Source organism: Streptomyces sp. H39-C1, assembly GCF_027158125.1.
Classification (GTDB): Bacteria; Actinomycetota; Actinomycetes; order Streptomycetales; family Streptomycetaceae; genus Actinacidiphila; species Actinacidiphila fildesensis.
The window spans coordinates 1-21,367 of the sequence record NZ_JAPVLS010000041.1 but is presented as its reverse complement, the minus strand read 5'-3'; the positions used below and the strand labels follow the sequence as shown (position 1 = coordinate 21,367).

Annotated in this window: 22 protein-coding genes; 8 read left to right on the top strand and 14 right to left on the bottom strand. The window is 72.5% G+C overall.

The features are described 5' to 3' along the window. Nucleotides 1–65 precede the first annotated feature (65 nt). The gene (locus O3W51_RS25545) at nucleotides 66–1,340 is read left to right on the top strand and encodes a D-alanyl-D-alanine carboxypeptidase family protein (RefSeq protein ID WP_244809358.1); all 1,275 of its coding nucleotides are present in this window, start codon (nucleotides 66–68) and stop codon (nucleotides 1,338–1,340) included. Nucleotides 1,341–1,364: 24 nt separating this feature from the next. On the opposite strand, the gene O3W51_RS25540 is transcribed toward O3W51_RS25545, so the two are convergent. Genes O3W51_RS25540 through O3W51_RS25525 form a run of 4 tightly spaced genes read right to left on the bottom strand, consistent with a single transcriptional unit; the run spans nucleotide 1,365 to nucleotide 4,347 of the window. Beyond that, nucleotides 1,365–2,291 (bottom strand): YihY/virulence factor BrkB family protein, encoded by a 927-nt coding sequence (locus tag O3W51_RS25540; protein ID WP_138352258.1) that lies wholly within the window; start codon nucleotides 2,289–2,291, stop codon nucleotides 1,365–1,367. A gap of 34 nt (nucleotides 2,292–2,325) precedes the next feature. After that, nucleotides 2,326–2,766: a GtrA family protein gene (locus O3W51_RS25535; protein WP_232484747.1), complete on the bottom strand. Its 441-nt coding sequence runs from the start codon at nucleotides 2,764–2,766 to the stop codon at nucleotides 2,326–2,328. A 56-nt stretch (nucleotides 2,767–2,822) separates the two neighbouring features. After that, nucleotides 2,823–3,794, bottom strand: coding sequence for a decaprenyl-phosphate phosphoribosyltransferase (locus tag O3W51_RS25530; RefSeq protein WP_443048335.1), 972 nt, complete (start codon nucleotides 3,792–3,794; stop codon nucleotides 2,823–2,825). Then, nucleotides 3,787–4,347: a phosphatase PAP2 family protein gene (locus O3W51_RS25525; RefSeq protein WP_244809356.1), complete on the bottom strand. Its 561-nt coding sequence runs from the start codon at nucleotides 4,345–4,347 to the stop codon at nucleotides 3,787–3,789. The genes O3W51_RS25530 and O3W51_RS25525 overlap by 8 nt, the downstream gene beginning before the upstream one ends. Before the next feature lie 161 nt (nucleotides 4,348–4,508). On the opposite strand from O3W51_RS25525, the gene O3W51_RS25520 reads away from it, so the two are divergent. Both O3W51_RS25520 and O3W51_RS25515 read left to right on the top strand, forming a co-directional pair. Further along, nucleotides 4,509–5,873 (top strand): FAD-binding oxidoreductase, encoded by a 1,365-nt coding sequence (locus O3W51_RS25520; protein WP_198357065.1) that lies wholly within the window; start codon nucleotides 4,509–4,511, stop codon nucleotides 5,871–5,873. A 76-nt stretch (nucleotides 5,874–5,949) separates the two neighbouring features. After that, the gene (locus O3W51_RS25515; RefSeq protein WP_138352262.1) at nucleotides 5,950–6,705 is read left to right on the top strand and encodes a decaprenylphospho-beta-D-erythro-pentofuranosid-2-ulose 2-reductase; all 756 of its coding nucleotides are present in this window, start codon (nucleotides 5,950–5,952) and stop codon (nucleotides 6,703–6,705) included. Nucleotides 6,706–6,767: 62 nt separating this feature from the next. On the opposite strand, the gene O3W51_RS25510 is transcribed toward O3W51_RS25515, so the two are convergent. After that, nucleotides 6,768–7,352, bottom strand: a complete 585-nt coding sequence (locus tag O3W51_RS25510) for a 2'-5' RNA ligase family protein (RefSeq protein WP_138352263.1) — start codon at nucleotides 7,350–7,352, stop codon at nucleotides 6,768–6,770. 184 nt (nucleotides 7,353–7,536) lie between these two features. Beyond that, complete coding sequence (gene trpS / locus O3W51_RS25505; protein WP_138352264.1) at nucleotides 7,537–8,604, bottom strand: tryptophan--tRNA ligase; 1,068 nt, start codon at nucleotides 8,602–8,604, stop codon at nucleotides 7,537–7,539. Nucleotides 8,605–8,783: 179 nt separating this feature from the next. Here trpS and rocD point away from each other — a divergent pair, with 179 nt between their 5' ends. Both rocD and O3W51_RS25495 read left to right on the top strand, forming a co-directional pair. Further along, on the top strand, nucleotides 8,784–9,989 hold the full coding sequence (rocD, locus tag O3W51_RS25500) for an ornithine--oxo-acid transaminase (RefSeq protein WP_138352265.1): 1,206 nt from the start codon (nucleotides 8,784–8,786) through the stop codon (nucleotides 9,987–9,989). 270 nt (nucleotides 9,990–10,259) lie between these two features. Next, complete coding sequence (locus O3W51_RS25495) at nucleotides 10,260–11,105, top strand: hypothetical protein (protein WP_187144986.1); 846 nt, start codon at nucleotides 10,260–10,262, stop codon at nucleotides 11,103–11,105. On the opposite strand, the gene O3W51_RS25490 is transcribed toward O3W51_RS25495, so the two are convergent. After that, complete coding sequence (locus tag O3W51_RS25490) at nucleotides 11,102–11,575, bottom strand: carboxymuconolactone decarboxylase family protein (RefSeq protein WP_138352266.1); 474 nt, start codon at nucleotides 11,573–11,575, stop codon at nucleotides 11,102–11,104. The genes O3W51_RS25495 and O3W51_RS25490 overlap by 4 nt on opposite strands. A gap of 49 nt (nucleotides 11,576–11,624) precedes the next feature. On the opposite strand from O3W51_RS25490, the gene pdxR reads away from it, so the two are divergent. After that, nucleotides 11,625–13,067 (top strand): MocR-like pyridoxine biosynthesis transcription factor PdxR, encoded by a 1,443-nt coding sequence (gene pdxR / locus O3W51_RS25485; protein WP_269287408.1) that lies wholly within the window; start codon nucleotides 11,625–11,627, stop codon nucleotides 13,065–13,067. Here pdxR and O3W51_RS25480 read toward each other — a convergent pair whose 3' ends face one another. From O3W51_RS25480 to O3W51_RS25460, 5 genes are all read right to left on the bottom strand, one after another. After that, the gene (locus O3W51_RS25480) at nucleotides 13,068–14,066 is read right to left on the bottom strand and encodes a hypothetical protein (protein WP_269287407.1); all 999 of its coding nucleotides are present in this window, start codon (nucleotides 14,064–14,066) and stop codon (nucleotides 13,068–13,070) included. A gap of 13 nt (nucleotides 14,067–14,079) precedes the next feature. Next, complete coding sequence (locus tag O3W51_RS25475; protein WP_138359415.1) at nucleotides 14,080–14,445, bottom strand: hypothetical protein; 366 nt, start codon at nucleotides 14,443–14,445, stop codon at nucleotides 14,080–14,082. Between the two features lie 183 nt (nucleotides 14,446–14,628). Beyond that, the gene (locus O3W51_RS25470; protein ID WP_138359413.1) at nucleotides 14,629–15,618 is read right to left on the bottom strand and encodes a malate dehydrogenase; all 990 of its coding nucleotides are present in this window, start codon (nucleotides 15,616–15,618) and stop codon (nucleotides 14,629–14,631) included. A 181-nt stretch (nucleotides 15,619–15,799) separates the two neighbouring features. Then, on the bottom strand, nucleotides 15,800–16,237 hold the full coding sequence (locus O3W51_RS25465; protein WP_138359411.1) for a DUF3017 domain-containing protein: 438 nt from the start codon (nucleotides 16,235–16,237) through the stop codon (nucleotides 15,800–15,802). Next, nucleotides 16,227–17,093: a bifunctional methylenetetrahydrofolate dehydrogenase/methenyltetrahydrofolate cyclohydrolase gene (locus O3W51_RS25460; RefSeq protein ID WP_138359409.1), complete on the bottom strand. Its 867-nt coding sequence runs from the start codon at nucleotides 17,091–17,093 to the stop codon at nucleotides 16,227–16,229. Before O3W51_RS25460 ends, O3W51_RS25465 begins: the two co-directional genes overlap by 11 nt. Before the next feature lie 206 nt (nucleotides 17,094–17,299). On the opposite strand from O3W51_RS25460, the gene O3W51_RS25455 reads away from it, so the two are divergent. Next, the gene (locus tag O3W51_RS25455; protein ID WP_138359407.1) at nucleotides 17,300–17,932 is read left to right on the top strand and encodes an RDD family protein; all 633 of its coding nucleotides are present in this window, start codon (nucleotides 17,300–17,302) and stop codon (nucleotides 17,930–17,932) included. A gap of 58 nt (nucleotides 17,933–17,990) precedes the next feature. Here the strand turns inward: O3W51_RS25455 and purH are convergent, their stop codons facing one another. Together purH and purN are read right to left on the bottom strand one after the other, a co-directional pair. Beyond that, on the bottom strand, nucleotides 17,991–19,553 hold the full coding sequence (gene purH / locus O3W51_RS25450) for a bifunctional phosphoribosylaminoimidazolecarboxamide formyltransferase/IMP cyclohydrolase (protein WP_138359405.1): 1,563 nt from the start codon (nucleotides 19,551–19,553) through the stop codon (nucleotides 17,991–17,993). Further along, nucleotides 19,550–20,173 (bottom strand): phosphoribosylglycinamide formyltransferase, encoded by a 624-nt coding sequence (gene purN, locus O3W51_RS25445; RefSeq protein ID WP_138359403.1) that lies wholly within the window; start codon nucleotides 20,171–20,173, stop codon nucleotides 19,550–19,552. Before purN ends, purH begins: the two co-directional genes overlap by 4 nt. Before the next feature lie 241 nt (nucleotides 20,174–20,414). Between purN and O3W51_RS25440 the strand changes: the two genes are divergently transcribed. Further along, nucleotides 20,415–21,140: a hypothetical protein gene (locus O3W51_RS25440; RefSeq protein WP_232484672.1), complete on the top strand. Its 726-nt coding sequence runs from the start codon at nucleotides 20,415–20,417 to the stop codon at nucleotides 21,138–21,140. The last annotated feature ends 227 nt before the right edge of the window (nucleotides 21,141–21,367 follow it).

Here is a 21,367-nt window from a genome sequence, read left to right as displayed (position 1 = left end):
TCCTCACCCGTCCGCAGGACAACCGAAGGGCGCGCGTTCCGCCACCAGGACTGTACGTTCGCCTGGTGTCCAAGCCTGCACCCGCCTTCCGCCGTTCCCTGCTGGTCCTGTGCGCCGCCGCGCTGGTGTCCGGCCCGCTCCTCGCGTCCCCTGCCCACGCGGACGGCAGAACGAAGGAGCCGGTGCCTCCTGCCACTATGTCGAAGGTCGGCGGCGACCGGCTCGGGGTGCCCGGCACCCAGGTGGAACCGGACGCCGGCAGCCCGCCGCTGCCGAAGCTCACCGCCCGTTCGTGGATCGTCGCGGACGCGAAGACCGGTGAGGTGCTCGCCGCGCACAACGCGCACTGGCAACTGGCTCCCGCCAGCACCCTGAAGATGCTGTTCGCCGACACCGTGCTGCCCAAATTCGAGAAGACCCAGGTGCACACGGTCGCCGACTCCGACCTGAGCGGCATGGGCGAGGGCAGCAGCCTCGTCGGCATCAAGGAGAAGCTCAGCTACACGGTCCACGACCTGTGGCTCGGGGTCTTCCTGCACTCGGGCAACGACGCCGTGCACGTCCTCGCCACCATGAACGGCGGCGTCGACAAGACCGTGCAGGAGATGAACGCCCAGGCCAAGGAGTTGCAGGCCGACGACACGCATGTCGTGTCGCCCGACGGCTACGACATGCCGGGGCAGGTCAGCAGCGCCTACGACCTCACGCTCTTCGCCCGGTCGGGGCTGAAGAACCCGGACTTCCGCGAGTACTGCGCGACGGCCGTCGCCAAGTTCCCCGGCGAGTACAAGGACCTCAAGACGGGCAAGCCGTCGAAGACGCGCTCGACCTTCGACATACAGAACACCGACCGCCTGCTGACCGGCCTGGGCGTCCGCCGCTACCCGGGCCTGCTCGGGGTGAAGAACGGATTCACCACCAACGCGGGCAACACCTTCACCGGCGCCGCCGAACGCGACGGGCGCACCCTGCTGGTCACCGTGATGCACCCGGCCGCGGGCAGCAACGAGGTCTACAAGGAGACGGCCGCCCTGCTGGACTGGGGCTTCAAGGCCGCCCCCACCGTGAAGCCGGTCGGCACCCTGGTCCCGACGCGGAGCGCCGCCAAGGCCAACGCCCCCGCCCCGGACCCGGACACGAAGGGCCCCGCGCAGGCCACGGTCGCCGGCACGTCCAGCTCGCACGGCATGTGGACCTTCGCCGGCATCGCCGCCGGCGCGCTGGCCCTGATCGCCGCCGCCGTCCTCCTGGTACGCCGCCGCCGCGCCACCCCGGCCCTGACCCTCCCGGACGACTCCCGCCCCTCCCGCCGCAAGTCGCGCGACGGAACCACCGACTGACCGAACCCGGACCACCGTCCGGGTTCAGGCGGGGTGGACGGCTCCGGGGTGGTCTTCCGTGGGCTTCGGCTCGGTGGCGGGCTCCGGCGCCGTCGCGGGGTCGTCCTTGGGCGGGACGGCTGTCCAGGAGGCGCAGAAGAGGAGCAGTTTGGCCATGAAGTTGAACCAGAGGAGCAGCGCGACGGGGACGCCGAAGGCGCCGTACATGCTCTTGGCGGCGACGTTCTGCAGATAGCCGCTGAGGACCAGCTTGAGGATCTCGAAGCCGAAGGCGCCGATGAGACCCGCGACGACGACCCGGCGGCGCGGGGGTTCGACGCCGGGCAGCAGGGTGAGCAGGACGACGATGAGCACGAAGTCCGCGACGACGGCGATGCAGAAGCCCGCGGCGGTGAGGAGGAACCGGCCGGGGCTGCTGTGTTCGAGACCGAGCGCGTCGGCGGCCCACCCGACGGCGGCGGTCGCGAAGGCGGAGGAGGCCAGCGACACGATGGCGGCGGCGCCGAGGCCGAGCAGGATCCCGCCGTCCTTGAGCCGGCCGATGACCGGGTTCTCGTCCTCGTCGTCCTTCTCCCAGACCGCGCGCAGGCAGTCGCGGAGCGACGCGACCCAGCCGAGGCCGGTGAAGAGCAGCAGCGCGCCCGCGATGAGGCCGACGGTGGCGGCGTTCTCGACCAGGCCGTTGATGTTCAGCTGGTCGGAGATGCCCGGGACCTGCTCGGAGACCTGCTTCTGGAGGTCCTGGAGCTGCTGGTCGGAGAGCAGGGCCGCGCCGATCGCCGCGGCGACGGTGATCAGCGGGAAGAGGGAGAGGAAGCTGGTGAACGTGACGGCCGCGGCCAGCCGGCTCCAGTGCACCTCCTGGAGGTGCTCGAAGGAACGCCAGGCGTGGGTGCGCATCAGCCGGGCGATCCACGGGCCGATCCACCGCAGTTTCGTCAGCCACTCCATGTGATCCACTCCATGTCTGCGCGCCTACCCTCCGTCAGCGCGCGCATTCCCGGGACGGGGCCGGGGCCGCGGACGGTCCCGGCCGTCCGAAGACGAAGGTCCGCGTCCCCCAGAAACGCAGCGCGGTGGCCAGTGCCATGCCGATGCCGGCGCCCGAGATCACGTCCGCGCGCGGGGTGGTGAGCCCGAGGACGTAGTGCGACAGGGCCAGGCACAGGAGCTGTACCACCGCGCCCGCCACGTTGAACGCGAAGAAGATGCCGTACTGCCGGGCGCGGCTCACGGACGGCGGGCGGCCGCGGTAGGTGCCCAGCGCGTTGCCGGCGTAGGCGACCGTGCAACCGGCGAGGAAGGACAGCGCCTTGGCGGTGAGCGGGCCGAAGCCGCCGGGGCCGCGCAGCCAGATGAACAGCCCGAGGTCGACGGCGTAGGCGGCGGCGCCGGCCAGCGCGAATCCGAGGATCTCGGAGCGCAGGACGGAACCGGTGCCGCGCTCGGTGCCGTGCTCCGCTCCGCGCCGCGGCCCGTCCGTCACAGCTCGGCCACCGCGAGGGCGTAGAGCGCCGCCCAGCCCAGGGCGATGACGAGCATCGGGCGGTCGTGCAGCACCACGTCCTCCGGCGCGCCGGCCGCACCCGCGTCCGCGAAGACGGCGTAGCGGAGCACGGAGAGGATGAAGGGGATCATGGACAGTTGCCGCCAGGGCAGCGAGCCGGTGGCGGCGGCGCCGGTCTCCATCGCCCACATGCCGTACGCGAGGACCGCGACGCCGGCCGCCAGTTGCCAGACGAACCGCAGATAGCCGGTGGTGTACGCGGTGAGCAGGGACCGTGAGGCGCCGGCCTCGCCCTCGGTGCCGGACATCAGGATCAGTTCGGAGTAGCGCTTGGCGGCGACCATGAAGAGCGCGCCGAACCCCGAGGTGATCAGGAACCAGCGGGACAGGTCGATGTCGAGGGCGAAACCGCCGGCCATGGCGCGCATGAGGAAGCCGGTGGTGACGACGACGAGGTCCACGACGAGGACGTGCTTGAGCCGCAGGCAGTACGCGAACTGCATGACGAGGTACGCGGCGAGCAGCCCGGCGGTCGCCGCGTTGCACAGCACGTACGCGGCGACCGGCGCGAGGACGCCGAGCAGCGCGCCCGCCGCGTAGGCGACCGGCACCGGGAGCCGGCCGCTGGCGACGGGGCGGTGGCACTTGACGGGGTGCGCCCGGTCGGCGTCGGCGTCGCGTGCGTCGTTGACGAGGTAGACGGCGGACGCGCAGGCGGTGAAGAGCACGAAGACGATGCCGAGCTGGACCAGCCCGTGATGGGAGAGCAGCCGCCCGGCGGCGACGGGGGCGGCGAGCACCAGGGCGTTCTTGACCCACTGCCTCGGCCGGGCCGTTCGGACCAGACCGCCCGGCAGGCCCGCGACGGTACGGAGCATCCCGGCGGCGGGGACGGCGCGCGGTGGCCTGGGTACGTCGTCGAGTACCGCCGAGGTGGGCTCAGCCATCGAGTCCTCCGCCCCGCAGCGACCAGGCCCGGCCCATCCGGGCGGTGGCGGCGCCCAGCATCGCGCCGGCGGCGACATCGCTCGGGTAGTGCACGCCCACGACCAGCCGTGCCGCGCACATCCCGGCGGCCAGCGGCGGGAACGGGCCGAACAGCCGGAACGGTCCCGGCAGCAGCGCCCCGAAGGCGACGGCCGCGGCGGCCGACGACGCCGCGTGGGAGCTGGGGAAGCTGTGCCGGCCCGCGGTGTTCACCAGGGGCCGCGCGCCGGGCAGTCGGGGACGGGGCCGGCGGACGACCCGCTTGACGCCCATGCTCGCGACGTGCGCGGCGCCGACCAGGGCGGTGGCGCGCAGCCAGGCGCGGCGGCGCCGCCGGTCCACGGACGCGCCCGCGACCCCGGCGGCGAGCCACAGCGCGGCGTGCTCACCGCTCCAGGACAGGGCCCGCGCGGTGCGGGCGACGTGCGGTCCGTCGCCGCACCGGCGCAGCGCGGTGAGCAGCCGGCGGTCCACTTCTGACACACGTGACGCGGCGGAGTCCGGAGTTCGCACCGGCGGGTTCTCCTTCGTTCGTGGTTCGCCCTTCCAGAACAAAAGGGGCAATGAGTTAATATGCCCACTATTGACTTTTGACTCACCATCAGTCACCCGTTTCAGTGAGAGAACCGGCATATACGGGCAATCAACACCTCTCGGGCGATAACGTCACCCGTATGCCTGCTCCCTCCGCCCTGACCACCCCCGTCTCCGGCTGGGGCCGCACCGCGCCCACCACCGCGCATGTGCTCCGCCCGCGCACCTACGAGGAGGCCGCCGAGGCGGTCCGGGACTGCGGGGGCCGCGGCGCCATCGCCCGCGGGCTCGGCCGGGCGTACGGCGACGCCGCGCAGAACGCCGGCGGCGCCGTACTCGACATGACGGGCCTGGACCGGATCCACGAGATCGACGCCATCAACGGCCTGGTGGTCTGCGACGCCGGGGTGAGCCTGCACCGGCTGATGCAGGTCCTGCTGCCGCTCGGCTGGTTCGTCCCCGTCAGCCCCGGGACCCGTTACGTCACGGTCGGCGGGGCCATCGGCACGGACATCCACGGCAAGAACCACCACCTCTCCGGGTCGTTCACCCGCCACGTACGCGCCATCGAGCTGCTGACGGCCGACGGCGGCACCCGCCTCGTCACCCCCGAGGACGAGCCCGAGCTGTTCTGGGCGACGGCCGGCGGCATGGGACTGACCGGCGTCGTGCTCGCCGCGACGATCCAGCTGCTGCCCGTGGAGACCTCGCTGATGAGCATCGACACCGAACGGGCCACCGACCTCGACGACCTGATGGCCCGGCTGACCGCCGACGACCACCGCTACCGCTACTCGGTCGCCTGGATCGACCTGCTCGCGCGCGGCGCGAGGACCGGCCGCGCCGTCCTGACCCGCGGCGACCACGCCCCGCTCGACGCCCTGCCGCCGCGCGCCCGCCGCGACCCGCTCGACTTCCGGCCCGGCCGGCTGCCGGGCGCCCCGAACTTCGTACCGGAAGGGCTGCTCGGCCGCGGCAGCGTCGGGCTGTTCAACGCCCTCTGGTACCACAAGGCGCCCCGCGAACGGCACGGCGAGCTGCAGAAGATCTCGACGTTCTTCCACCCGCTCGACGGGGTGCCGGACTGGAACCGGATCTACGGGCGCAGCGGTTTCGTCCAGTACCAGTTCGTCATCGGCAACGGGCAGGAGAGCGCGCTGCGCCGCATCGTGGAGCGGATCAGCCGCCGCGGCATCCCGTCGTTCCTCGCCGTGCTCAAGCGGTTCGGCGAGGCCGACCCGGGCTGGCTGTCCTTCCCGATGGCCGGCTGGACCCTCGCCCTCGACATCCCCGCGACCATGCCGGGGCTGGCCACCTTCCTCGACGTCCTGGACGACGAGGTCGCCGCCGCCGACGGCCGCGTCTACCTCGCCAAGGACTCGCGGCTGCGCCCCGAACTGCTGCCCGGCATGTACCCGCGGCTCGACGCCTTCCGGCGGCTGCGCGCCGAGCTCGACCCCCGCGGGGTCTTCACCTCGGACCTCGCCCGCCGCCTCGCCCTCTAGGACGGTCCCGGGCGGGCCCCCGCAGCGGGGCCCGTCAGACCGCCCCAGGCCCCCTAGGCCCACCAGGAGCTCCGCAGTGAAAGACGCCTTCGGCACCCCCCAGTCCCTGCTGATCCTCGGCGGCACCTCCGAGATCGCGCTCGCCACCGCCCGCCGCCTCATCGGCCGCCGCACCAGGACCGTCCATCTGGCGGGCCGCCCCTCCCCCGCCCTCGACGCCGCCGCCGAGCACCTGCGGTCGCTGGGCGCGGACGCGCATGCGGTGCCCTTCGACGCGCTGGACACCGCGTCCCACGAGGAGGTGCTCGGCAAGCTCTTCGCGGAGGGCGACCTCGACATGGTGCTGCTCGCCTTCGGCGTACTGGGCGACCAGACGCGCGACGAGCAGGAGCCGCTGTCGGCCGTCCATGTCGCGCAGGTCAACTACACCGGGGCGGTGTCCGCGTCGCTGGTGTGCGCGAGCGCGCTGCAACGGCAGGGGCACGGCTCGCTGGTCGTACTCTCCTCGGTGGCCGGCGAGCGGGCCCGGCGGAGTAACTTCATCTACGGGTCGAGCAAGGCGGGCCTGGACGCCTTCACCCAGGGCCTCGGCGACGCGCTGCACGGCTCGGGCGTGCACGTGATGGTCGTCCGGCCCGGCTTCGTCCGCACGAAGATGACGGCGGGGCTGCCGGAGGCGCCGCTGGCCACCACTCCCGAAGCGGTCGCGGAGGCCATCGAGACGGGCCTGCGGCGGCACGCGGAGACGGTGTGGGTGCCGGGCGCGCTGCGCTTCGTCATGTCGGCACTGCGGCACGTGCCGCGCGCGCTCTTCAGGAAGCTGCCGGTCTGAGGGCCGGCGGCCGCTTCATCCGAGGGCCGGCGACCTCTTCAGGACACCAGGGAATCAGCGGGTCAGGGGATCAGCGGGGCGTCATGGGTGGCGCGGGCGCCCTGCTGGTGCGGAACGGCACCACAGGTGTCGACGCCGAAAGGGTACTCACGCATCTTCCGCCAGACCCCGTCCCCGCCCTGCTCGTACAGGGCGAACCCGGTGGCCGTCCAGGTCGCCTTGAAGTCCGCGAGCGCCGCGTAGGCCCGGTCCATCGCCTCCTCGGCGATGCCGTGGGCGACGGTCACATGCGGGTGGTACGGGAACTGCAGCTCACGCACGACCGGTCCCGAGCGCACTTCGCCCTGCAGCTCGGTGCACTCACGGGTGCCGTCCGCCAGGTGCACGTAGACCACCGGGGACAGCGGGCGGAAGGTGTCCGTGCCGTCCAGCCGCATCGGGAACGGCCGGCCGGCCGCCGCGACCTTCGCGAGGTGGCGGCGCAGCGCGGGGAGGTCACCGGAGTCGATCTCGGTCGGCGGCAGCAGCGTGACGTGCGTGGGGATGGCGTACGCGGCCGGGTCACCGAAGCCGGCGCGCGCCTCCTGGAGCAGGCGGCCGTAGGGCTCCGGGACCGCGATCGAGACTCCGATCGTGCTGGTCCCCACTGCGTTCACCCCTCTTCCCCGGATCACGGGCGCCTCGCGGGCGCTGTTCGGTCTGCTCTCAGTGTGACGCGTGCGCGGGTCGCGCCGCGAGCGTCGTCGGACACACTCTGCCGGGACCTCTGACTCTGGTACCGCCCCGGCCGGGCCCTCCCGGTGCGGCGCTGCGCCGGTGCTCCGGTGCGTTTCAGTGCTTCGCGGGCAGGAAGCCGATCCGGTCATACGCGCTGGCCAGGGTCTCGGCGGCCACGGCGCGCGCCTTCTCCGCACCCTTGGCCAGGACAGCGTCCAACGTCTCCGGGTCGCCCAGGTATTCCTGCGTGCGCTCCCGGAACGGTGTGACCCACTCCACAAACTGCTCCGCGAGGTCCGTCTTCAGCGCACCGTAGCCCTTGCCCGCGTACCGCTGCTCCAGTTCCGGGATTCCGGTACCGGTGAGAGTGGAGTAGATGGTGAGGAGATTGCTGATGCCCGGCTTGTCCTTCTCGTCGAAGCGCACCACGGTGTCCGTGTCGGTGACCGCGCTCCTGATCTTCTTCGCCGAGACCTTCGGCTCGTCGAGAAGGTTGATCAGGCCCTTCGGGGACGACGCCGACTTGCTCATCTTCGCCGTCGGGTCCTGGAGGTCGTAGATCTTCCCGGTCTCCTTGACGATATGCGGCGCCGGGATGGTGAACGTGTCGCCGTAGCGGCTGTTGAACCGCCCCGCCAGATCGCGGGTCAGCTCGACGTGCTGGCGCTGGTCCTCACCGACCGGCACGGCGTTCGCCTGGTACAGCAGGATGTCCGCGACCTGCAGGATCGGGTACGTGAACAGGCCGACGGTCGCCCGGTCCGCCCCCTGCTTCGCCGACTTGTCCTTGAACTGCGTCATCCGGCCGGCCTCGCCGAACCCGGTCAGGCAGTTCATCACCCAGCCGAGCTGCGCGTGCTCCGGCACGTGGCTCTGGATGAAGAGCGTACAGCGGTCCGGGTCCAGGCCCGCGGCCAGCAGCTGCGCCGCCGCGAGGCGGGTGTTGGAGCGCAGCTCGGCGGGGTCCTGCGGCACCGTGATGGCGTGCAGGTCCACAACCATGTAGAACGCGTCGTGGGTCTCCTGGAGCGCCACGTACTGGCGGATCGCACCCAGGTAGTTCCCCAGGTGGAAGGAGCCTGCGGTGGGCTGGATACCGGAGAGGGCGCGCGGTGTAAGGGGCGGGGCGAAGTCCCTCGGTTGAGGGTGGTGGTGGGTGACGGGCGGGCGGTCGTTGGCCATGCCGTCATTCTCTCAGGTCCCCCGGCCCCGATCACCCCCTCCCCGGCACCGCTGCGGGGGTGCGCCCCGAACAGCGGATGCCGCAAGGTTTCATCGCATTGCGGCCGACCGACGATAGAAAGGGGCGTCACCCCGCCCCGAGGCAACAACTCCCGACGCACCACGAACGGAGCACGTACGTGACGACAACGGACACCAGCATCGCCGCCGCAGAGGCCCACAGCGCGCACAACTACCATCCGCTGCCGGTCGTCGTCGCCACCGCGGAAGGCGCGTGGATGACGGACGTCGAAGGCCGCCGGTACCTGGACATGCTGGCCGGCTACTCGGCCCTCAACTTCGGCCACGGCAACCGGCGGCTGCTCGACGCCGCCAGGGCCCAGCTCGACCGTGTGACGCTGACCTCCCGCGCCTTCCACCACGACCGGTTCGCCGACTTCTGTACGCAGCTCGCCGAGCTGTGCGGCATGGAGATGGTGCTGCCGATGAACACCGGCGCCGAGGCGGTCGAGACGGCGGTCAAGACCGCCCGGAAGTGGGGCTACAAGGTCAAGGGCGTCCCGGACGGGCGCGCGAAGATCGTCGTCGCGGACGGCAACTTCCACGGGCGCACCACCACGATCATCAGCTTCTCCACGGACCAGGAGGCACGGGCCGACTTCGGGCCGTACACGCCCGGGTTCGAGATCGTTCCGTACGGCGACCTCGCCGCGATCGAGGCGGCCGTCGACGAGCACACGGTCGCCGTCCTGCTGGAGCCGATCCAGGGGGAGGCGGGGGTGCTGGTGCCGCCGCCGGGCTATCTGGCGGGAGTGCGGGCGCTCACCCGGGACCGGAACGTGCTGTTCATCGCCGACGAGATCCAGTCGGGGCTCGGGCGGACCGGCCGCACCTTCGCGTGCGAGCACGAGGGTGTCGTGCCGGACATGTACGTCCTCGGGAAGGCGCTGGGGGGCGGTGTGGTGCCGGTGTCGGCGGTCGTGTCGTCCGCGGCGGTGCTGGGCGTCTACCGGCCCGGCGAACACGGGTCCACCTTCGGTGGGAACCCGCTGGCCTGCGCGGTGGCGCTGGAGGTCATCGCGATGCTGCGCACCGGCGAGTACCAGCAGCGCGCCACCGAACTCGGCGACCACCTGCACCACGAGCTCGGCCTCCTCACGGGCTCCGGGCCGGTCGCGGCGGTGCGGGGGCGCGGGCTGTGGGCGGGGATCGACATCGCGCCGGGGCACGGGACGGGGCGCGAGGTGTCGGAGCGGCTGATGGACCGGCGGGTGCTGGTGAAGGACACGCACGGGTCGACGATCCGGCTGGCGCCGCCGCTGGTGATCTCGAAGGAGGATCTGGACTGGGGGCTGGAGCAGTTGCGAGCGGTGCTCGCGGGCTGACCGCCAGGGCGTGGGGGTCGGGGGCCGGGCCCTCCGGGGCGGGGCTTCGAAATCGACTATTTACGGGCGTGGCCGCCCACAAATAGCTCGGCAGCATTTCGAAACCCCACCCCTGCGGACCCGTCCCCCTCACGTCCGGACGGCATGGGCGGGTGTCGTTCAGCCCGCCGGCGTTTGAGGCGATCTTTCAGCCCGGCCGGCGATTGAGGCCGGTCCGGGCGGGGCCGGGTCCTCCCGTCGTATCCCGTCCGGCGGACCTAAGGTCGGCGCATGGTCGTGGGAATGCTCTGCGCGCTCGGCGCAGCCGTGTGTTTCGGGGTTGCTTCGGTGTTCCAGGCGGTCGCGGCGCGGGCCGCTACGCCGGGGAGCGGGTCCGGGGTGGATGCCCGGCTGTTCGTGCGGGCGCTGCGGCAGTGGCGGTACGTGGCCGGGCTCGGGCTCGACACCGCCGGGTTCGCGCTCGAGCTCGTGGCGCTGCGGGTGCTGCCGATCTACGCCGTCGGCGCCGCGCTGGCGGCCAGCCTGGCCGTCACCGCGGTCGCCGCCGCGCGGACGCTGAAGGTGCGGCTGAAGGGCGTCGAGTGGGGCGCGGTGGCCGCCGTGTGCGGCGGGCTGGGGATGCTGGGGCTCGCGTCCGGGCCGGAGGGCGACGGAGTCGGGAGCACCGCGCTGCGGTGGGGCGTGCTGGCCACCTCGTTCGCGGTGCTGGGGCTCGGCGTGCTCGCCGGGCGGCTGCCGGACCGGGCGCGGGCCGCCGCGCTGGGGTTCGGCGCGGGGATCGGGTTCGGGGTCGTCGAGGTCGCCGTGCGGCTGGTCGACGATCTGTCGCCCGGCGCCGTGCTCGCCAATCCGGCGGCCTACGCGCTGCTCATCGGCGGCGGCGCCGCCTTCCTGCTGCTGACCTCGGCCCTGCAGCGCGGCTCGGTCACCGCCGCCACCGCCGGGATGGTGATCGGCGAGACCGTCGGGCCCGCCCTGGTCGGGGTGATCGCGCTCGGCGACCGCACCCGGCCGGGGCTGGAGCCCCTGGCGTTCGCGGGCTTCGCCCTGGCGGTGCTCGGCGCGCTGGTGCTGGCCCGGTTCGGGGAGGGCGGCGCGCCGCCGGAGAGCGCTTAGCGGGCGGCGGGCGAGAGCCGGGTGGTGACGCCGACCCGGTTCCAGGCGTTGATGGTGATGCACATGGCGATCAGACGTGCCAGCTCGGCCTCGTCGAAGTGCCGGGCGGCCTCGTCGAAGACGTCGTCGGGGACGCCGTGCTCGCCGAGGCGGGTGACGGCCTCGGAGAGGGCGAGGGCGGCGCGCTCACGGGCGGTGAAGAAGGGCGTCTCGCGCCAGGCCCCGATGCCGTGGAGCTTCTGCTCGGACAGACCGAGCTTGCTCGCGTCGTGGGTGTGCATGTCCAGGCAGAAGGCACAGCCGTTGAGCTGGGACGCGCGGATCTTGACCAGCTCGGCGACGACCGGGTCGAGGCCGTGGGCGGCGGCCTTGTTGAGCGCCAGGATCGCCTCGTAGACGTCAGGGGCGGCCTTCATCAGGTTGATGCGCTGGGCGGGAGCGGGGACAAGGGTCTGGTCGTTCGAAGTCATGGCTCCACGCTAAGCGGACAGTGGCCCCGTCGCATGGTCCACTTGAGAGATGAACGACTGGGCCATTTCCGGGGTCGACCTCCATCTCGACCTGACCGCCGGCACCGGTGCGAGGGCCGGTCTGGAGCGGGCGCTGCGCGAGGCGGTACGGGACGGCCGGCTCACCGCGGGGACCCGGCTGCCGTCGTCGCGGGCGCTGGCCAAGGACCTCGGCCTGGCCCGCAACACGGTCGCCGACGCGTACGGCCAGCTGGTCGCGGAGGGCTGGCTGGCCGCCCGGCAGGGCTCCGGCACGCAGGTGGCGGGCAGTGCGCCGCCGCCCCGCCGCCGGGCCGTGCCCGAGCAGACCGGGCTGCTGCTGGGGAATCCGGCCGCCGACGGCTACCCCTACGATCTGCGGCCCGGCTCCTCCGACCTGTCGGCGTTCCCGCGCGGCGCCTGGCTCGCGGCGGCCCGCCGCGCCATGGCCGCCGCGCCCAACGAGGCCTTCGGCTACTCGGACCCGCGCGGGCGCCCCGAGCTGCGGGAGGCGCTCGCGGAGTACCTGGCGCGGGTGCGCGGGGTGCGGGCCGACCCCGAGCTGATCCTGGTCTGCTCGGGGTTCGTCCAGGGGACCGGGCTGCTGGCCCGCGCGCTGCGCGACCGCGGCGCCCGCCGGATCGGCGTCGAGGCGCTCGGCTTCCCCGACACCCGCCGGATCCTGCGCTCGGCGGGCCTCAGCACCGTCGAACTGCCCGTGGACTGCAGCGGCGCCCGGCTCGAAGAGCTCGGCCCGCACCACCGCCCCGCGGCGGACGCGGTGCTGCTGACGCCGGCGCACCAGTTCCCGGCCGGGGCGTCGCTCTCGCCCGAGCGGCGCACCGCGGTGGTGGAGTGGGCGCGGGCCACCGGCAGGACCGTGATCGAGGACGACTACGACGGCGAGTTCCGCTACGACCGGCAGCCCGTCGGCGCGCTCCAGGGGCTCGCCCCCGGCCAGGTCGTCTACGCCGGTACCGCCAGCAAGAGCCTGGCGCCCGGCATACGGCTCGCCTGGCTCGTCCTCCCGCCGGCCCTCCTCGACGCGGTGGTCGCCGAGAAGCGGTCCGCCGACCGCCACTCCCCCGTCATGGACCAGCTCACGCTCGCCGAACTGATCCGCTCGGGCACCTACGACCGCCATGTGCGGCGGATGCGGCTGCACTACCGCAGGCGCCGCGACCGGCTGGTCGCGGCGCTCGCCGCCCACGCCCCCCAGGTGCGGGTGTCGGGCATCGCGGCCGGGCTGCACGCCGTCCTCGAACTGCCGCCCGGCTCAGCCCCGATGAGCGACCTCGTCGCCCGCGCGGGCCGGGCGGGCCTCGCCCTCGCGGGTCTCGACGCCTACAACGGCCCGGCGGACGGTCCCGGCGCCCTGGTCGTCGGCTTCGGCACGCCGCCGGAACACGCCTTCAACGGCGCGCTCGACGCACTGTGCGCGCTGCTCGCCGAGGCAACCGGCAACGGCCGCTGATCAGCCGCTGTCGGACGGGCAGTGGCCGGTCGTGCAGAACGACGAGAGCAGGTTCCTGAAGACCTCCTGGTGCGCGGTCCAGTCACCGTCCGGGCCCGCCACCAGCAGCGCGTACTGGACGGTGCTGGGATCGGTGAAGGCCTGGACGACGACGTGCCGGACGGTGCCGTCGGTGCGGACGTAGGTGTACTCGAGTCCGGCGGCGTCACCCGCGCCGGAACCGAGCTGCACCAACCGGATCCGGTGGTACCCGGGGTTCTTCGACACCGTCTGCTCGGTCGCCACCAGGGACTCGTACGGCGTCGTCTCGGGACCCCGCAGCGCGAACACCTGGATCAGGCTGTTGCCGTCCGCCGTCCTGTAGAAGACGCTGTCGCCCTCCGTGCTGCGCTGCCAGCCCTCGGGAACGTCCAGGGAGAAACCGGCCGGGTCGGACGTCCGGACGTAGCCGGACGGCGCCGGGCTCGGTCCTTCGGTGCTCGGGCTGTACGAGGGCGAGTCGGCGGTCGACTCCGACGGGGCCCCCGTATCGGTCGTACCGTCGGTCGTGCTGTCGGTCGACGGCTGGTCGAAGGGCGGCGAACTCGACCCGGGCCGGGCGTCCTTGTTCCCATCGTGGTGGCGCAGCAGCGCCCAGCCGCCGAATCCGAGCCCGGCCACGAGCACCACCGACGCGACGACGGCCGTCAGCACGGTCGCGCGCGACCAGCGCTGCGGCGGTCCCGGGGGCGGGCCCGGGGGCGGGCCGGGCGGCGGGCCGAACGCGGGCCCCAGGACCGGTTCGTACCGTGTCGCGTCGTGCGTCATGCCGTGCATCGTCGGCCGGTAGGCCGGCGGTGGCGGGTACACCGGAGGCTCGTACGGCTCCTCCGGCGGGTACACCGGAGGCTCGTACGGCTCCTCCGGCGGGTACACCGGGGGCTCGTACGGCTCCTCCGGTGCCTGTCCGGTCTGTGGGCCCCGCACCCACTGCTGCCGGTCCGCGTCCCAATGGCTCATGTCGGCCCCCTCCTCATCCGAGCGGCTGGGCGATGGCCTGGACGACGGCGAAGGCCGACGCCAGTCCGCCGGCCGCGGTGCTGCCGCTGATCAGCAGCGACCGCAGCCGCTCCAGCCGGCCGCGCTCGGCCCGCCCGGTCCGGTCGATCTCGCCCGCGACGTCCGCGAGCTCCCCCTCGACCTCGTCGAGACCATCGTCCTCCGACCGTGCCGGCAGCGGCAGTTGCGCGCGCAGGAGTCTGACGGCCGTCATCAGTTCGGGGGACGCGAAGACCAGCTGCTCGATGACCTGGCCGCGGAAGTCGATGTCGGGGTACACACCCGCGCACAGCAGGCGGGTGGCCTCCGTGCGGGAGCCACGGCGCACGGGACCGGACATTCGCCCCCCGATCGTCGAACTCACGTCCGATCAACGCGAGTTGAACGTAATCCGGAGTTCTCAGGATAAAGGACACGCCCGCTGCCCGGATGGTTCCGGCGTCATATTCCTGTACACGGCAACGGCCCGCCGCCGGCCCCTCTCGGGGACCGGCGGCGGGCCGTCGTGCGCTGTGCGCGGGGCTCAGATGAGGCCGAGGGCGCGGACCGCGTCGCGCTCCTCCTCGAGCTCCTTCACCGAAGCGTCGATGCGGGCGCGGGAGAACTCGTTGATGTCCAGGCCCTGGACGATCTCGAAGGCGCCGTCCTTGGTGGTGACCGGGAAGGACGAGATCAGACCGGCCGGAACGCCGTAGGAACCGTCGGAGACGATGCCCATCGAGGTCCAGTCGCCGGCCGCGGTGCCGTTGACCCAGGTGTGCACGTGGTCGATCGCGGCGTTCGCGGCCGAGGCGGCCGAGGAGGCGCCACGGGCCTCGATGATCGCGGCGCCGCGCTTGGCGACGGTCGGGATGAAGGTGTCGGCCAGCCACTGCTCGTCGTTGACGACCTCGGCGGCGTTCTTGCCGACGACCTCGGCGTGGAAGATGTCCGGGTACTGGGTCGCCGAGTGGTTGCCCCAGATCGTCAGGCGCTTGATGTCGGAGACCGTGGTGCCGGTCTTCTTCGCCAGCTGCGAGAGCGCCCGGTTGTGGTCCAGGCGGGTCATCGCGGTGAAGCGCTCGGCCGGTACGTCCGGGGCCGCGGCCTGCGCGATGAGCGCGTTGGTGTTCGCCGGGTTGCCGACGACGAGGACCTTGATGTCGTCCGCGGCGTTGTCGTTGATCGCCTTGCCCTGCGGCTTGAAGATGCCGCCGTTGGCGGAGAGCAGGTCACCGCGCTCCATGCCGGCGGTCCGCGGGCGGGCGCCGACGAGCAGGGCGACGTTCGCACCGGCGAAGGCGACGTTCGGGTCGTCGGTGATCTCGATGCCGCGCAGCAGCGGGAACGCGCAGTCGTCGAGCTCCATGGCGGTGCCCTCAGCGGCCTTGAGACCCTGCGGGATCTCCAGGAGGCGGAGGTTCACCGGCACGTCCGAGCCGAGCAGATGGCCCGACGCGATGCGGAAGAGCAGCGCGTAGCCGATCTGGCCCGCCGCTCCGGTGACGGTGACGTTGACGGGGGTGCGAGTCATTGCCTTCTCCTGGCCTTTTCCTGCGGGAAATCTGGCCGCCCCGGCAGCGTCCCTAGCCCCGGAACGTGGGTCTCTCGGCATCAAGAGACCCGCCGTCAGGCTATCGCGCCACGGCGGAACAGTTGACCCGCCCCGGTGTGGCCCCGGTCACCGCTTCGCGATTTCCGGGCCGGCGGCGGGATCAGCGCACCGAGAAGCGGATGATGTCCTCGAGGAACGGCACGTCCAGGATCGGATCCGGCTGCACCATCAGCGCCAGCAGCACGATGGCGGTACCGAGCACCAGGTACGTGATGACGTCGGTGAACCGGCTGCGCACGGCCAGCATGCCGACCGACGGCAGCGTGAACCGCATCGCACCGCCCACCAGCAGCGCCGCCCCGACGATCACCGTTCCCGCCCGGAAGTGGTCGGCCGCGGTCAGCACCAGGCCGAGCGCGACCCCGCCGAGCACCACCAGGATGGGCCACTGCCGGGCCGGCGCGGAGGCGTCCCGGCCGGCCGCCCGGCCGCCGCCCTCGGGGCGGGCGGTGGTCCGCGTCCACAGCGCGTACCGGTGCGGCCGGGGAGCGGCCGCCTCGCCCGCCGCCACCTCTCCGGGCTCCGGCTCAGCCGCCATGGCCCGCAGCCGCGCGCTCGGCAGCCTCGACGACATTGGCCAGCAGCAGCGCGCGGGTCATCGGGCCGACGCCGCCGGGGTTCGGGGAGATCCAGGCGGCGACCTCGGCCACCCCCGGGTCCACATCGCCGACGATCTTGCCTTCGCCGTCGCGGCTGACACCGACGTCCAGCACGGCCGCGCCGGGCTTGACGTCCTCCGGCTTGACCAGGTGCCCGACCCCCGCCGCCGCCACGATGATGTCCGCCTGGCGCAGCAGCCCGCTCAGGTCACGGGTGCCGGTGTGGCACAGCGTCACGGTGGCGTTCTCGCTGCGGCGGGTCAGCAGCAGCCCGATCGAGCGGCCCACGGTGATACCGCGGCCGACGACGACCACATGCGCGCCGTTGATCTCCACCTTGTGGTGGCGCAGCAGCTGGACGATGCCGTTCGGGGTGCACGGCAGCGGACCGGTCTCGTTGAGCACGAGGCGGCCGAGGCTCATCGGGTGCAGGCCGTCGGCGTCCTTCTCCGGGTCCATCAGCTCCAGGACCCGGTTGGTGTCGATGCCCTTGGGCAGCGGGAGCTGGACGATGTAGCCGGTGCACTCCGGGTTCGCGTTCAGCTCCCGGACGACCGCCTCGATCTCCTCCTGGGTGGCGGTGTCGGGCAGTTCGCGCTGGATCGAGCCGATGCCGACCTGCGCGCAGTCGCGGTGCTTGCCCGCGACATACCATTTGCTGCCCGGGTCCTCACCGACCAGCAGGGTGCCAAGACCGGGCACGATGCCCCGGGCCTTGAGCGACGCCACGCGGGACGTGAGATCGGACTTGATCGCGGCTGCGGTGGCCTTGCCATCGAGAATCTGGGCGGTCATGACCCCATCTTTCCGGATGGGGGGTCCCGCCGACGAATCCGGGCCTCGGATCGTTACCCGATGCCCGCACTCGGCCGCGCCCTGACGCGCCCTTGACTCCGTGGCCGATCCGCCGCCACCGCGCGCCTTGCGCTGCCACCACCGTGGCCACGACGATGTGCCCCTGCGTCCCCACGCTCCACGTCCCCGCTCGGAGGAAACCGCACGTGAGCTATCCGCCCGGCCCCAACAACCCTTACGACCAGCCGCAGCAGCCGCCCCAGTCCCCGCAGGGGTACGGCTACCCGCAGCAGCAGCCGCAGTTCCCGCAGCAGAACCAGGGCCCGTACGGGTACCCGCAGGGCGGCCTGCCGCCGGGGATGCCCCCGCTGGCGAGCTGGGGCGCGCGCGCCGGCGCCACGCTGCTGGACTTCCTGATCGTCAGCCTGGTGCCGTTCATCCTGATCATCGTCGGCTACGTCCAGCTCGCCAAGGTGCTCTTCGACGCGGCCGACCGGTGCAACACCAGCGGCACCAGCACCTGCCCCACCCCCTCGATGCCGGGCGGCGCCCTCGCGATGATCGCCATCGGCGGCATGCTGAGCCTCGCCGGCACCCTGTGGCTCTGCTACCGGGAAGGCTCCACCGGCCAGACCCCGGGCAAGAAGATCGCCGGGATCCACCTGCTGCGCGAGGCCGACGGCCAGGTGCTGGGCTTCGGGATGGCGTTCGTCCGCCGGCTGTGCCACGCCCTCGACGGGATGGCCTGCTACATCGGCTACCTGTGGCCGCTGTGGGACGAGAAGAACCAGACCTTCGCCGACAAGATCATGCACACCGTCGTGGTGAAGCGCCCGTAGACCGGCGACGGCCCGCACCCCCTCGGGGGTGCGGGCCGCGTTCGGCTCTGCGTCTGCGTCAGTGGAAGAAGTGCCGGGTCCCGGTGAGGTACATCGTCACGCCGGCCTTCTCCGCCGCCTCGACGACCAGCTCGTCACGGACCGAACCGCCCGGCTGGACCACGGCCTTGACGCCCGCCGCCAGCAGGATCTCCAGCCCGTCGGGGAACGGGAAGAAGGCGTCGGAGGCCGCGTAGGAACCCCGCGCCCGCTCCTCGCCCGCCCGCTCCACCGCGAGCTTCGCCGAGTCCACCCGGTTGACCTGCCCCATGCCGACGCCGACGCTGGCGCCGCCCTTGGCGAGCAGGATCGCGTTGGACTTCACGGCGCGGCAGGCGCGCCAGGCGAAGGCCAGGTCCGCCAGCTCGGCGGCGTCCAGCGCCTCACCGGTCGCCAGCGTCCAGTTCGCCGGGTCGTCGCCCTCGGCCTGCAGCAGGTCCTTGACCTGGACCAGCGCCCCGCCCTCGATCGGCCGGTACTCGCCCGAGCCGATCGGCGCGTCCGCGCAGCGCAGCACCCGGATGTTCTTCTTGCGGGCCAGCACCTCGACGGCGCCGTCCTCGTACGCCGGCGCGACGATGACCTCGGTGAAGATCTCCGCGACCTGCTCGGCGAGCTCCACGCTCACCGGGCGGTTGACCGCGATGACCCCGCCGAACGCCGACAGCGGGTCGCAGGCGTGCGCCTTGCGGTGCGCCTCCGCGACATCCGCGCCGACCGCGATCCCGCACGGGTTGGCGTGCTTGATGATCGCGACGCACGGCTCCGTGTGGTCGTACGCGGCCCGGCGCGCGGCCTCGGTGTCCGTGTAGTTGTTGTACGACATCTCCTTGCCGTGCAACTGCTCGGCGCCCGCGAGGCCCTTGCCGCTGCCGTCGCTGTAGAGCGCGGCGGGCTGGTGCGGGTTCTCGCCGTAGCGCAGCACGTGCTGCCGGGTGAGGGCGACGCCGGTGAAGTCCGGGAACGGGCTCTCGTCGGCCGCGTACCCCTCGGCGAACCAGATCGCCACCGCCAGGTCGTACGAGGCGGTGTGCTGGAACGCCTCGGCGGCGAGCCGCTTGCGCTGCGTCAGGTCGAACCCGCCGTCCTTGACGGCCGCGATGACGTCGGCGTAGTGCCCGGGGCTGGTGACGACCGCGACCGAGGGGTGGTTCTTGGCGGCGGCGCGCACCATCGAAGGACCGCCGATGTCGATCTGCTCGACACACTCGTCGGGCGACGCGCCTGAGGCGACCGTCTCCTTGAACGGGTACAGATTCACGACCACCAGCTCGAACGGCTCGATGCCGAGCTCGGCCAGCTGCCGCTGGTGGTCCTCAAGACGCAGGTCCGCGAGGATCCCGGCGTGCAGCTTGGGGTGCAGGGTCTTGACCCGGCCGTCCAGGCACTCCGGGAAGCCGGTGACGTCCTGGACCGGCGTGACGGGCACCCCGGCGGCGGCGATGCGCGCGGCGGTCGACCCGGTCGACACCAGTTCGACGCCCGCCTCGTGCAGTCCGCGCGCCAGCTCCTCCAGCCCGGTCTTGTCGTACACACTCACCAGCGCGCGGCGGATCGGCCGCTTCGTACCTTCGGCGCTCATGCCGGAATCAATACCTTTCGTCCCTCAATGCGATACCCGTCGCGAGCCAGCCGCCCCACGACGTCGACGAGCAGCCCTCGCTCGACTTCCTTGATGCGCTCATGGAGCGCTTCCTCCGTGTCATCCGGCTCGATGGCCACCACCCCCTGGGCGATGATCGGGCCGGTATCGACGCCGTCGTCGACGAAGTGCACGGTGCAGCCCGTCACCTTCGCGCCGTACGCGAGCGCGTCCCTGACGCCGTGGGCGCCCGGGAAGCTCGGCAGCAGCGCGGGATGCGTATTGACGAACCGTCCCCCGAACCGCGCGAGGAACTCCTTCCCCACGATCTTCATGAAGCCGGCCGAGACCACCAGGTCCGGCCGGTGTTCCGCCGTCGCCTCCGCGAGCGCGAGGTCCCATCCCGCCCGGTCGGCGTAGTCCTTCACCTTCACCACGAAAACCGGCAGCCCGGCCCGCTCCGCCCGCTCCAGACCGGCGATGCCGTCCCGGTCGGCACCGACCGCCACGATCCGCGCGCCGTACGCGGGATCGCTCTCGATGACATCGAGCAGCGCCTGCAGATTCGTCCCCGAACCGGAGACGAGGACGACTAGACGAGCCGGGGTTTGCGCAGCCACTGGCGGGGCTCTCTCTCGAGACCGTGCGGATTTGGAGGATCGTATGAGCCGACGGATCCCACGATTCGGGGAACCCTACGAGGCCGTCGACCGTCAGCAACGATACCGGCACGCGAAGGTCCCCCCACGGGACGGGGGAGCGCGCGGACGGTAGCGTCTTCCGGAGGAACAGCAATCGCGCGCCCTGCGCGTGACGCATACGACATGAGGAGTCGACGGCAAGGGGATGGCGCTACCAATCATGAGCAGCCGACAGATCACTATCGCGCTGCGTGCGCCCGAGGGCGATCAGCAGGACAACCCGTTCGCCCCGCCGCCCGAAGGCGCCCCCGAACAGCCCTGGCAGCCCCGGCGCCCCGAAGGCACGCCCGAGGACGGCGACAGCACCCCGCCGCCTCCGCCGCCGCCCGGCTGGGGCGGCCAGTGGAGCAACCAGCAGCCCGGCCGCCAGGACGGCTTCGGCCATCGCCCCAGCGGCCCCGAAACCCCGCCGCAGCCCAACGGCTCACGCTTCGACCCCACCGACCCCGCCCAGCGCCGCTCCCGCTACGCGCTGGTCTGCGGCGGCTGGGCGCTGATCTTCGCGATCCTCCACTGGACCGAGCTCGGCCTCCTGCTCGGCGCCCTCGCCCTCTACTGGGGCATCAGCGCCCTGCGCATGAAGCCCGAGACCCGCGCCGCCGCCCGCGCCGAAGCGGCCGCGGCCCTCGCCGCATCCGGCGCCGACACCCCCCGCCCCAACCCCTCCGCGAACCCCGCCTCCCAGCGGTCCTTCGCGGCGGCGGCCTGGAGCGGCATCATCACGAGCGCGGTCGCCCTGGCGATCGTCGCCGCGAGCTTCACCCTCCAGTTCGTCTACAACGACTACTACACCTGCAAACGCGACGCCCTCACCACCCCGTCGAGCGAATCCTGCAAGGACCTCCTCCCGAAGCCGGTCCGCTCCTTCCTGGGCAACGACGGGTAGTCCTCCGGACGGGCGGAATGCCTGCCGGCGGGGGCGCGGGCCCGTGAACCCCCCCGCCCCGTCACGCCTGCGGCGGGCTTTTCGCCTACCGGCGGGGGTGCGGGCCGCGGACCCCCACAGCACCGTTGCGCCTGCGGCGGGCTCTTCCCCACCCACCCGCCCTTTCGCCTACCGGCGGGGGTGCGGGCCCTGCGCCCCGAGAAACGCGTGCCGGCGGGGATTGGGGC